The 12,018-nt window shown below is 62.5% G+C and carries 13 protein-coding genes; 5 read left to right on the top strand and 8 right to left on the bottom strand.

Translation table 11 applies throughout. The features are described from left to right. Positions 1–6 precede the first annotated feature (6 nt). Entirely contained in the window at positions 7–1,701 is a 1,695-nt protein-coding gene (locus tag ACVIYL_RS37540) for a SulP family inorganic anion transporter (RefSeq protein ID WP_456780917.1), read from the bottom strand. Between the two features lie 163 nt (positions 1,702–1,864). On the opposite strand from ACVIYL_RS37540, the gene ACVIYL_RS37545 reads away from it, so the two are divergent. Together ACVIYL_RS37545 and ACVIYL_RS37550 are read left to right on the top strand one after the other, a co-directional pair. Then, positions 1,865–2,752 carry an alpha/beta hydrolase family protein gene (locus tag ACVIYL_RS37545; protein ID WP_456780918.1) on the top strand — a complete coding sequence of 296 codons (888 nt, stop codon included), beginning with the start codon at positions 1,865–1,867 and terminating at the stop codon, positions 2,750–2,752. Positions 2,753–2,779: 27 nt separating this feature from the next. After that, entirely contained in the window at positions 2,780–3,361 is a 582-nt protein-coding gene (locus ACVIYL_RS37550) for an invasion associated locus B family protein (protein ID WP_456780919.1), read from the top strand. Positions 3,362–3,377: 16 nt separating this feature from the next. Here the strand turns inward: ACVIYL_RS37550 and ACVIYL_RS37555 are convergent, their stop codons facing one another. From ACVIYL_RS37555 to ACVIYL_RS37565, 3 genes are all read right to left on the bottom strand, one after another. Beyond that, the gene (locus ACVIYL_RS37555) at positions 3,378–3,725 is read right to left on the bottom strand and encodes a response regulator (RefSeq protein ID WP_312009813.1); all 348 of its coding nucleotides are present in this window, start codon (positions 3,723–3,725) and stop codon (positions 3,378–3,380) included. Between the two features lie 196 nt (positions 3,726–3,921). Then, positions 3,922–4,554, bottom strand: coding sequence for a response regulator transcription factor (locus ACVIYL_RS37560; RefSeq protein WP_456780920.1), 633 nt, complete (start codon positions 4,552–4,554; stop codon positions 3,922–3,924). A gap of 117 nt (positions 4,555–4,671) precedes the next feature. Next, positions 4,672–6,420 (bottom strand): sensor histidine kinase, encoded by a 1,749-nt coding sequence (locus ACVIYL_RS37565; protein ID WP_456780921.1) that lies wholly within the window; start codon positions 6,418–6,420, stop codon positions 4,672–4,674. 348 nt (positions 6,421–6,768) lie between these two features. Between ACVIYL_RS37565 and ACVIYL_RS37570 the strand changes: the two genes are divergently transcribed. Then, entirely contained in the window at positions 6,769–7,437 is a 669-nt protein-coding gene (locus ACVIYL_RS37570; protein WP_456780922.1) for a helix-turn-helix domain-containing protein, read from the top strand. Between the two features lie 6 nt (positions 7,438–7,443). On the opposite strand, the gene ACVIYL_RS37575 is transcribed toward ACVIYL_RS37570, so the two are convergent. After that, the gene (locus tag ACVIYL_RS37575) at positions 7,444–7,881 is read right to left on the bottom strand and encodes a potassium channel family protein (protein ID WP_038374727.1); all 438 of its coding nucleotides are present in this window, start codon (positions 7,879–7,881) and stop codon (positions 7,444–7,446) included. Further along, positions 7,881–8,960: an AI-2E family transporter gene (locus ACVIYL_RS37580; protein WP_253609263.1), complete on the bottom strand. Its 1,080-nt coding sequence runs from the start codon at positions 8,958–8,960 to the stop codon at positions 7,881–7,883. Before ACVIYL_RS37580 ends, ACVIYL_RS37575 begins: the two co-directional genes overlap by 1 nt. 360 nt (positions 8,961–9,320) lie before the next feature. On the opposite strand from ACVIYL_RS37580, the gene ACVIYL_RS37585 reads away from it, so the two are divergent. Next, a complete protein-coding gene (locus tag ACVIYL_RS37585) occupies positions 9,321–9,740 on the top strand; it encodes a hypothetical protein (protein ID WP_253609264.1) in 420 nt (139 codons plus the stop codon). 36 nt (positions 9,741–9,776) lie between these two features. Here the strand turns inward: ACVIYL_RS37585 and ACVIYL_RS37590 are convergent, their stop codons facing one another. Then, entirely contained in the window at positions 9,777–10,094 is a 318-nt protein-coding gene (locus ACVIYL_RS37590; protein WP_028334134.1) for a hypothetical protein, read from the bottom strand. Positions 10,095–10,536: 442 nt separating this feature from the next. Beyond that, complete coding sequence (locus ACVIYL_RS37595) at positions 10,537–11,190, bottom strand: ATP-dependent Clp protease proteolytic subunit (protein WP_253609265.1); 654 nt, start codon at positions 11,188–11,190, stop codon at positions 10,537–10,539. Positions 11,191–11,888: 698 nt separating this feature from the next. On the opposite strand from ACVIYL_RS37595, the gene ACVIYL_RS37600 reads away from it, so the two are divergent. Further along, positions 11,889–12,011 carry a hypothetical protein gene (locus tag ACVIYL_RS37600; protein ID WP_256520575.1) on the top strand — a complete coding sequence of 41 codons (123 nt, stop codon included), beginning with the start codon at positions 11,889–11,891 and terminating at the stop codon, positions 12,009–12,011. Positions 12,012–12,018: the final 7 nt, after the last annotated feature.

Raw genomic sequence — 12,018 nt, forward strand, 5'->3', positions numbered from 1 at the left:
CGCACGCTAGATGCTTGCCTGCGGCTTCCTGTTGCTCAATACGCTGTCGAGCGTACGCGTCCAGTCGCCGCTATCGGTCTTGTCGGCAAGACCGTCCGCCCGAAGCAGATCCCGCAACTGCGCGTGCGCGCCCACGATGCAGAATGTGATCTGGCGCGATGCGAGTTCCTGATGAAGGTCGTGCAGCATGCGCGAGCCCGCAAGGTCGATGAACGGCGAGGCCGACAGGTCACAAGCCACCAGCTTGACGTCAGGCGACGTCCGAAGCGCCGCCAGCACCGTTTCGAGGATCGTCTCGGCATTGACATAGAGGAGCGAGGTCTCGGGGCGGAACGCGATGATCCCGGTCAGGGGCTCGACGTCATCGTGTCGCGCCCGGTCGGAATAGCGCCCGCTGCCGGCTTGACGGCCCAGAAACGCGATATTGGGCTGCGACGCCCGCAACAGCAGCAGGAAGATCGAGGCGACGGCGGCCAGCAGCACGCCCTGCAATATCCCGAGGAACAGCACGGACACCAGCGCGATGATAGCGGCATAGAAATCGATCCGACTGATCCGCCACATTCTGGCGAGCGCCGGAATATCGACCAGTTTGTAGACGGCTGAGAAAACGATCGCGGCGAGCACGGTCTTCGGCAGATTGGTCAAGAGGCCCGTGAAGAACAGCAGGCAGAGCGCGAGGGTTGCCGAACAGAACACCAGCGCCAGCGGCGTGCGTGCGCCGGCGGCGTCATTCACGGCCGACTGCGACAACCCGCCGGCGACGGGATAGCCATGCCCGAAGGCTGCGGCGAGATTGGCCGCGCCGAGTCCCAGAAACTCCTGCCTGACATCCAGCGGGTATCCATGCTTTGCCGCAAAGCTGCGCGCGGCAGACACCCCTTCCACATAGGCCAGCACCAGGCATCCGGCAGCGATCGGAAAGAGATCGTCAAATTCGAGCAGACCAAATGTCGGGAGCGACATCGTCGGCAACCCGGTCGGGATCGGCCCGGTCACCGGCAGTCCCATTTGCGCGAGCCCGAGCGCGGAGACCATCAGGATCGAGAGCGCGACCACCGCCAACCCGATGGGCTTTCCCGGCAATCTCTTCTCGCCGAGCAGGAGCAGCACCGTCGCAGTCACACCGAAGCCGAGTACCAGCGGCCTGGTATCGCCCAGCTGGCCGGCAAGCTTGATCACGCGGTCGAAGAAGTTGTGGCCGCCTCCAGCGACGCCGAACAGGCTGGGCAGCTGGCTCATGATGATGGTGAGCCCCGCTCCGGCCTTGAAGCCCACCAGAATACTGTCGCTGATCAACCGCACCAGCACGCTGAGCTTGAACAGCCAGGCAATCAGGCAGAGCACTGCGACGCTGAAGGCCACGAGACTGGCAATCTGCCCATAACGCGTGGCGTTGCCGCCGGCCAATATGCCGACGGCGCCGGCGATCATCAGCGAGATCGCCGACGTGGGCCCGACCGCGAGCTGCCGGGACGAACCCAGCAGGGCGTAGCCCACGCCGCCGAGCAGATAGCCATAGACGCCGATCTGCGGCGGCAGACCCGCAAGCCCCGCATAGGCCAGCGACACCGGGATCGCGTAGGCCGCCAGCGTGACCCCGGCGATTGCGTCCGCCCCAAGCCAGGATGCGCGGTAGTCGGCGAGCCAGTTCGCCGGCGGAAACCAGCGCATCCAACTCGTCTCTGCCAGGATCGACATCAAGCCCGCCGTATGACGCCACAATGGTCGCATGTGGTTGCGCCGGCGGGCCCGATGCGCGTTGATTCAGATCAAGCCTTGCAGTCGACAATGTGCTTCTGATCTTGCGCGGCTCGATCGTCGTAACCTGCACATTTGCCAGATGATTGCCGGAGCGCATGACATGCGTCAGCACCGCTTACGGACCCTCGCAACCGCAGCGCTGCTGTTGCTTGGCCTGACCGCTCCAGCACGCGCCGATGACCGACAGTCGCCCCAGCGCATCCAGGAAGAGATCTGGGCGTTGCCGACCCCGCTGCCAATGTTCGCTTATCTGGTCCGTCCGCTCGGCGATGGCCCTTTCCCACTGGTCATCATGAACCACGGCGTGTCACTGAATGCCAGGGATCGCAGCTTCTTCCCGCTGGTCGAATTTCGCGATGCCGCAATGTGGTTTGCACGGCGCGGCTATCTCGTGGTGGCGCCGGTCGGGACCGGCTATGGCGCGGCGGCCATCGATATTCCCGAACGCGGTCTCTATGGCCCGTTCTTCTCGAAGGTCGGCAAATGCACCAATCCGAATTTCCTCGATGCGGGCCTCGCCGTCGCGCAGGTCGATCTCTGGATCATTGATTACATGGCCGCCGAAAAGCGCACCTTGCCGAAGGACGTGATCGTCGTCGGACAGTCGGCCGGCGGCTGGGCTGCGATCGCGTTATCGAGCCTCAACCCGCCGCAGGTCAAGGCCATCATCACCTTCGCGGCAGGCCGCGGCGGCCGTGTCGACGGCAAACCCAACAACAATTGCGGCCCCGACAGACTGGTCGAGGCCACCGGCATGTTTGGCCATACGTCGCGGGTGCCGATGCTGTGGTTCTACATCGAGAACGACACATTCTTCGGCCCGGCCCTGTCGAAGCGAATGCACGAGGCCTTCACGCGCGCCGGCGGTCGTGCCGAGTACCATCTTTTGCCGCCGTTCGGCGACGAAGGGCATTTCCTGATCGGCTCTCCCGATTCCATTCCCATATGGTCGCCTTTGGTCGAACGATTTCTCGACAAGGTTCGCTAGGCGGCCGTTCGCGCTGGAGGAGCATCCATGGTCCGATATGGTGCCTTGGCGAAGTTGGCGCTGTTTGCGGCCGGCATCAGTGCTGCCCACGCTCAACAGACGTCCTCACCGCCTGCTACGGTGAAGGACGGCGGCGAAGTAGCCCCGCGGGGGGCACGTCAGCCGGTGCGGGACATCAAGTATGGCGAGTGGCGAAAGGTCTGCTTCAACGCCGCCGGCGCCAAGACACTATGCCGGACGACGATCACCGGCACCTTCCCCACCGGGCAGACGGCCGTTCGCCTCGATCTGATCGAGCGAGAGGACGGCAGCAGCCGCGTCCAGCTATTCCTGCCGGTCGGGATGTATCTGCAAGCCGGCGTCAAGCTATCGGTCGACCAGAAGGCGGTTCGTCGGCTGCCCTACACCTGGTGCGCGACCAACATGTGCATCGCGGCCGATGTCGCCGATCCCAAGCTTCTCGAGGACATGGATGGCGGAAAGACGCTCTCGATCGAGGTCGTCGACACCAGCATTTTGACGATGACGACATTGGTGCCGCTCGACCGCTTTGCAAGCGTGCGCAAGGGCGCACCCGCGCTGACACTCGATCAAGTGATCGATGAATGATTGAGACCGGCAGCTGCTAGACCACGCCGGCCAACAGCCGTTCAATCGGCTGGATCAGCGAATTGGCGGTGAATGGCTTGGTCAGATAGGCCACGCATCCCGATGCCGTTGCCGCCATGCGCGTCGCCGGGTTGTCATTTCCGGTGATGTAAATGACGGGGATTTCGATGCCCTGATCCGCCAGGCGGTGCCGCAGTTCGATCCCGGACCCATCGCTGAGATTGATGTCCAATATCAGGCAAACCGCGCTGTCAAAGCTGCCATGTCTCAGTAACGCGCTTCCGGTCTCGAATAACCTGGATGCAAATCCACACTGCCGTAGAAGCCGTCCGATTCCACGGAGCATGGAGGGATTATCATCCACGACGAAAACGAGTTTCGCGGTCGGCAAATCCTGAAGCCTCTACCTATCGCTGAATGACCTTCGCCCGCGTATGGATAAAGGGCACGTCAAGCGGCTACCGGCGCGCAATATTCTCGCGGCCAAGATCGGAGATACGCCGCGTCACAGAGCTTTCATATTGTACCATGGGACAGGAGGGGCAGAGCTGCCCGGCAGATCAAGCCTTGACCTCGCCACCGGATGCGCGCGTGCCGAGCTGCTCGGCGATCGAAACCAGCTCGGCAAATGACTGCACCTGCATCTTCTCCATGACCTGGTGACGATGGGCCTTGATCGTGCGTTCGGTCGTGCCAAGCTCGTGAGCAATCTGCTTGTTGATCCGGCCGCACACAATCAGATCGAACACCTGCCGCTCACGCGGGGTCAACTTCGCCAGCAGCGCGCGCAGCGAATCGAGCCTGGTTCGCCGGCCACGGGCCAGTTCGTGCCGCGCAAGGGCGCGATTGATCGCCTCGATCAGCTGTTCCGACGCGATCGGCTTGGTCAAAAAATCTTCGGCACCTGCCTTGATCGCCTGGACGGTGGTCGCCGTGTCGGCATGTCCGGTCAGGAATACGATCGGGAGCGTCGACCCCAGTTCGTTGAGACGCCCCTGCAGCTCCGGACCACTCATTCCGGGAATGCGTACGTCCAGCAGGATACAGCCGGCCCCTTCGTCGTCAGGCAATTGGTCGAGCAATTCCCGGGCCGATGCGTAGGTGGCGACGCGATAGCCTGCGAGCTTGAGCCGGCGCTCGAGCGCTGCGCGAAACGAGGCGTCGTCGTCGACTATGTGCACGTAAGCGTGCATTATTGCTCCACCGGCCAAAATCGCCGCTACCTGTAGAATGACCATCAGCGGCGATCTGAAAATGCTGCGTTCGTCGTAAATTGAACCTTGCAATAAGGCAAACAAGACCCAAACGCGCTACGCGGCCAGCGGCAGTGAAAGGTGGAATACCGCCCCTCCTCCGGACTGATTCTCGGCCCAGAGCTGGCCGCTATGCGCAAGAACGATCGTCCGTGCGATGGACAGGCCGATGCCCATGCCCTGCTCCTTTGTGGTGAAGAACGGATCGAAGATGTCGTTCAGCCTGTCCTGCGGAATTCCCGGCCCGGAATCGCTGATGGAAATCACCGCCGACGCGTCCCCATTGACTTCCGTACGGCCGATGATGGTGCGCCCGTAGGGCATTTTGGCCATCGCGTCCATGCTGTTGACGACGAGGTTGAGAATGACCTGCTGCAACTGCACCGGGTCGCCCTTCACCCGCAGGGTCTGCGGTGAGGTCTGCAGATAGATTGCGACGTTGCGCGTCGAGGCCTGCAGCTTGAGGAAATCAAATGCTTCCCGCATGGTCTGGTTGAGGTCGATCTCCTTCTTCTCAAATGGCGCACGCTTGAGCAGGCTGCGCATCCTGCGGATCACCTCGCTTGCACGCAGGTCATCGCGCTTGATGTCGGAAATGATTTCCCGCACCTCCTGAAGGTCGGGCGTCGGCGACGCGAGGATCAGCTCCGCGCTCTCGGCATTGGTCAGGATCGAGCCCAGCGGCTGGTTGAGCTCATGGGCGATCGAGGACGAGAGCTCACCGGCAGTCGCCTGCCGATTGATATGGGCGAGTTCGGACAGGCGACTGCGGGCTTCGACCTCGGCACTCCGCCGCATGTGACGCTCGTGCAGCAGGAACGCAATGAGCGCGGTTTGAACCAGCAGCGCCACTGCCAGGGCAACGGCCCGCCAACGATATTTTTCCAGGAAGGACGGCTCACGGAAGCGAATTTCGTTGCCTCTTGGCAGACTGGCTTCGCTGACGTTCCAATGCTGCATCTGCCGCCAGTTGAAGATCGGCTTCACCGCATCGATGACCGACGGTGGCAGGCTTTCCGGCGCCTCGCCATCCAGAATGCGCAGCGCCCTTCCCGCAGCCTCGGCACCGATCAGCGACGGAACTATGACGAATCCGCCGATGCCGCCCGCCCCGAGGAAGGTCTCCGCGGCGACGACAATCGGACGATTGGCTCTTGCCGCGACAAATGCGAGGGCATCCGACGGCGGATAATAGTTGCCTTTGCCGTCGCTATAGAGGCCCGTGTAGATGATCGCGCTATGATCGGGGAGCGCCGCGACCCGTTCAACGATCTCGGGCATCGGACGTCCGATGATCTCGACGATGTCGAGGCCCGGAATGCCGGCCGCTGCCTGGTCTTTCCAGTTGCGAAACAGAACTTGCCGGTCCCAATCCGCGCCAACCAGCACGACGGTCTTGAGGCCCGGCAACACGGCGCGGGCAGCCGTGACGGCATCCTTGAGTTTCAAGTTCACGATGCCGCCGGTAACATAGGCCGGCGGCTGCAATCGCTTGAAATCGGCCTCTTCGACCAGCGAAAACACGATTGGCGTGTCGGGCCAGAGCTGCGGGCGCCAGCGGAGCGCAAGCTCAAGCGCAGCCGCGCCAATGGTGACCACCACGCCGATCGGCCGATCGCGATATTTCGCCTCGAGGAATCGCCGGAAATCCTCCTGATAGGCCTCGCCGCCGAAGCGATTGAGATCGAGGCTTTCGGTGTAGACGGTGGTCGGCGCGTGCCCGTGAGCGCTCACCGCATCCCTTAGGCCAACGAACACCTGGTAGTAGAAGGGGCCACGTCGATCGGACTGGTCCAGCACCAGCATGGAATGCGGGCGCGTTTGTTGCGCCCGGAGATCAGCCGGTGCCAACAAAGCAGCCAGCAGGATGATCAGTCCAGAGAGCCGAATTGCACTGCCCATAACGTTCGGAGCCGGAGACCAACGGGTTCAAAACCTAGCACCCGGTTGTCGCCGAGAAAATTGAAAAGTAATCTAAGACTGTGCGCACCAATTTACGAACAAATTGCCGCATTTCGCGCACCCTGTCCTTTAGGACAATGACCTCAAGACCAATAGAGACCGGCCGGGCCCTGTCGTAGTTATTGCGCGCGGACAAAAGCATTTCGAGCCGCCGCGGACGCTGCATCAGTTGTTACCCGAGAGAGTTAGTCCATGTTTGCTCGCGTCAATGCCAGACCCGCCAATGTGCCGAGCATCCTCGGTGGGTTGACCGTCCGGCACGCCAACTGCATCACCAGCGAATTCCACTACAGGAAAGGCACCGAGATCTACGGGGAGAAGGAGCCGGCAGAGTACGTCTACCAGGTCGTTTCGGGGGCGGTCCGCAGCTACAAGCTGCTTTCCGACGGACGCCGCCAGATCGGTGCCTTTCACCTCGTCGGGGATATTTTCGGCCTCGAGAATGCCGAAACCCACCGCTTTACCGCCGAAGCCATCGTCGACACGAACGTGCACCTGATCAGGCGGATCAGCCTCGAACGCGTGGCCGATTCCGATTTCGCCCTGGCTCGCAACCTGCTGGTCATGACGACCAGCAACCTGCGGCATGCCGAGGAGCACATGCTGCTGCTCGGCCGCAAGACCGCATTGGAGCGGGTTGCCGCGTTTCTGCTCGAAATGGATCGCCGGCTGACCGGAGTCGGTGTCGTCGCCTTGCCGATGTGCCGGCGTGATATTGCCGACTATCTCGGACTGACGCTCGAAACCGTGTCACGTGCGCTATCCAAGCTGCACGCCTACGGCGCGCTCAACTTCCTTGGCTCGAACCAGCGCGAGATCATGCTGGTCGACCGCGACCAGCTGTCCAGGCTGGACGACTAGCCGACGTCAAGGGGATTTCGTGAGCGCCGCCTGGCGCTCGATGGTCTTTTGCAACACTTCGAACAAGACCGCGGTCGACCATCCGAACATGAGAATGCCGTTCATGGCCGCCATCGGTCCGATCAACAGCCACTGCTTGACCGGGATGACGTCGCCATAGCCGAGCGTGGTGTAGTTCACAAAGGCGAAATACAGCAGATTGCTGCCGGCAGGCGCGGCGCCGAGCACCCAATAGGCCAGGCTCCACACCACGATCTCAAGCGTGTGAGCCAGCATCAGCGCAAGCGCGGTTGCGACCATCACGCCGCTGAGCTGTAGCCCCGCCCGGCCGGCCGCGCTCAAGGCAACGTTGCGAAGCAACCCGATGGCCGCGACTGTCCACAGCGAATGGATCGCGATGTTGATCGCGCTCACCGCCGATCCCACGAGGAGCTGAAACAGCATTATCGCTCTCCCGCCAGCCGGGCGCGGTCGTCCCGGATCCATGCCGTGAGCAATTCCCAGGCGACCGCGAGAATGATTGGACCGATGAACAGGCCCACGATGCCGTGGGCAAGCGTGCCGCCGATCACGCCGACAAAGATGACGAGCGCCGGCGTGGTCAGGCCCCGCCCCATCACCAGCGGCTTCAGCACATTGTCGAGGACGCCGACGACCAGGAAGAAGAACGTGAGGGCGAGTGCGGTCGTGAAATCCTTGGCCGACCATAGCCAGATGATGACCGGAAACAGCACGATTGCCGCCCCGATCTGCACGATCGCGAGCAGCATCACGACAAACGCCAGCAGCCCCGCACTCGGGATCCCCGCCAGCTTGAAGCCAATGCCGGCCAGCAGCGATTGCAGGACGGCGACGCCAATGACGCCGCGGGAAACCGCCCGGATGGTCGCACCTGCAAGATCGAGGAAGTGCTCGCTCTGCTCCGGCACGATGCGGGACAGGAAGCTCCGGCACGCCGCCGCAAGCTGCAAGCCATAGGGAAACAGAAACCCTGCCACGACGACCGCCAGCAGAAACTTCAGCATCCCGATCCCGGCATCGCTGGCAAATGCAAACAGGGTCCCGGCCAACGGCTTCAGTTGCGGCACGACCTCGCGCAGCACGGCACGCAGATTGGTCGACGCCCGATCCCAGATCTCATGGAGTGGGCCGCCGATCAGCGGCCAATCCTTGATCTCGGGCGGCGGCGACGGCACGACAACGTGGCCGGCGCCGAGTTGTTCGGCGAGCTCCCTCACCCCCTCTACTGCTCCGATTCCGAGCCAGGTCGCCGGCCCGATGACGACTCCCAGAGAGATCAAGGTCAGCACGAGCGCCGCGATGCCGGTATGGCCGCCGAGCATTGCTGCGAGCCAGGTGAAGACGGGATAGAGCGCGACCGCGAGCACCACGCTCCAGGCCAGGATCGGCACGAACGGGCTGACCAGAACGAACGACCAGTAGATCAACAGCGCCAGCAATCCGAGGCGAATTGCGAGCTGGACGAACTCGTCTCCGGTCACGAGCTGGCGAAGGGTTTTCAAGAGCGTGCTTTCGATCGAGCATCAGCAGCTACCCGGGAAGCGATGCCATCGCCTTGCTGCGCACGGCTTGATTCAGATCAAGCGTGACGCGTCCGGACTTTCACCGAAGAAGCGGCCCGGTTCGGGGGCAGGAGATCACGAGCGCGATCGCGCCCCATCAGGCGGCGGCCTGCCTATCCGCGGCAATTGTCCCAGGTGCAGGATCAATCGTCCGCACCGCCCTCTTGCCACTTTGATTCAAATCAAGCTTCGGGCCGGCCGCGGCTGACAGGCTCGGCGTCCTCATGGATCGGACAGCCGCTCTCGATTTGGCTGCCTTTCGGTCGCGACTGCCTGTGTCACCCCGATGTGGAGGACGTCATGAAGAACACCAAGACCCTGCCGGCCTTGATCCTGCTTGCGAGCATGGTCGGCATTGGCGCGAGCCAGGCGGCCCCGTTGCCGACCAATGTCGCGGCCATGAAGGGCATGGTCGAGAGCAACACCGCCCTTCAGGTGCGCTGGGGCGGCTGGGGCGGCTGGCGCGGCGGCGGCTGGGGCTATCGCGGTTGGCGCGGCTACGGCGGCTGGGGAGGCTATCGTGGATGGGGCTATCGAGGCTGGGGCGCTGCGGCCGCCGGTGCGATCGTTGGCGGAGCCATCGCGAGCTCGGCCTACTATGGCGCGTATCCCTACTATGGCGGTGGATACGGCTATGGCGGCGGCTATGGCTACGACTATTGCCCGCCGGGCGGAGGCTACGGCTATTACGCTCGGCCACGCTACTATGACGGATGGTAGTGCCGGCTTTACGTGACAGGCCGGCCTTCGGTGATGTCACCGAAGGCCGAGCAGCGAACGCCGATAGCCGCTCTCGCGCGCTTCATTCCTGCACACGAAACCGCCATCGAAGCCCCTGGCATAGCGGCTTTGCCCTTTGAGGTAGTAGCGTCCGCGCCGAAAATCGAGCCAGACCACGCTATCGCCGGGGCAATGCCGCTGAGCCTGGGCTTCATAGCGGAATGGCGTCAGCGGCAGCGCGGCCGTCTGTTGCGCGCAGCAAAACAAGAAGGTCGCGGCGCAGGCCCCGACGCCCAACCTGGCCGCCAGACGGTCTCGACGTCCGCTCGATTTTTCAGCTAATTCGAAGTGCATTCATTGCCGCCGGGAATGATCCGTGTCGTGCCGAAGACGATAGCTCATATTGTCAGAGCTTCGCGGGCGGAGCACCTCAGAACGACGATTCCAGCATCACGCACGGCCAACAAGAGGCGCGCTCAGGACGATAGCAATCCAAAGGCGATCGCCGCGGTCGACAGCATCCCGGCCGTCACGACCACGACCTTGAAGGCAATATCGCCGTCGGCCGCTTCAAGCCAGCGACGCAGCCAATTGCGAGCGCCAGCCGGCTGGCTTGCGCCACGCACTCGCCGAAATCTGTCGCTGGTATACCCCATGGCTGCGATTGTAGATCGCGGTGGAATGGAGAGGCCAGTGCAGCTTGTGCCAAGCAGTCAGGGTCACGTGCGACGGCTTAACTGACCCAATTGGGCTATACGAGCCGGTTCGGCGCCAAGGCCCGCTCAACCAGCGCGCCCTAGCTGCCCTTCGAGCCGGCGGCGTTCCGCATCGGCCGCTCCTCCTCCGACGCGCTCTTCGAGGGCGCCGCGCCGCACATGGAGCTACTCCTTGATTCCACGGTCGTCGCGCGAGCGGTGCGATCAAATGGATTCCGCTCCATGACCTTCAGCGAAGCGAGCTCCTCCTTGTTCAAATAGGAGATCTTTCCCGGCGGAGTCATGACCATCCTGCCGATGGCCGACGGAGGAATACGGAGCTTGGCCGACAACCTCGCAAGCTTGATCGTGTCACGAATCGTTCGACTGTCCTCGTTGCCGTGTAAATTGGAAACCGAATGGACGCCGATCTTGGCATTTGGCGCCACATAACGCTTCCTGCTCGCCAGGAAAATAAAAGCGCATGCCGAGTCGCATTCTCCGGAAACGTAACTGGCGATTTGCCTCTGGTGCGCGAGCATGGCGATTCGGAAGCCTTCGTAGAGGGACCCACCTCGGGAATCGAGATCGAGGCCAACGACCCGGCGCTCAGTCGCCAGATATCCGCGAAAGCGGACAAAGTCCCCATCCCTGATATCTCCACTGAGCTTCAAGACATCTCCAAAGCACCCCTGGACACGGGAGAACTCCATCGCGAGACAGTTCGTCGAGGTCAGCACGACCGCGATGCTCAAAACGCATCCTGCAATCCGCATCGAGCGAATTGCAGGCGCTCGAGAATGAAGTTGACCCGCTGCGACATCGCTTCGGGGTGGCCGCAACCCATGCGTGGCGCACCGGCCGTTTGCGTCGCCGTCGATAAATGTCGCGCGGAGGACCCTCAAAGCGTGCTTCCAGGCTGCCACGGCGCTCCCCATTGGACCCGGGACCTCGCACGATAAACAGAGCATCGACGCGCATCGTGGGTTGATCTGAATCAAACCCAATTCGGCAAGCGCGCAGGCGGGAGCGCCATTTTGACGTCTAGAGAGCGACGCTGGCCCTCAAGCGCACGCCCCGTGCCGAGAGCGAACATCATCTACCGCGACCCTACGATCAGCCAGTCCAATCCAGCATCGGGGTCACCGACAATCTCCACCTTAAGTCATTCATTTCATTTATTTCTTTTTCCCCCGATCCTTGAGGGGACTGGACCGCTTGAGGAATCCCATCCGGCTCGACATGCGCGATCAATCCACGCTCCACGCGAACTGCTGGTCGCCAAGGCAACCTAACGCGGGATGCGGCGTCTCGATGGTGCAGCGTCCCGAAAGCCGCCGCTTGCGCCCCATGGCTTGAGCGATGGCCGCCCACACGCGCCGGACAACGCTGTCCGCGACGCGTCATCTTGTGTAAACTCCCACTGCATCCCGATCGATTTGGGAGAACGACAATGAAAGTCTTCTTGCTCGCCTGCGTGGCCGCCGTCGTCGTGTCGGCATTCGGGGCCCTGGCGCTAAACCGGGTGCAAGAACCGGTCGCACAGGCCTTTGCAACGACGGGCGTACGGCTGTAGCAAGTTC

Source organism: Bradyrhizobium sp. USDA 3315 (assembly GCF_054056795.1).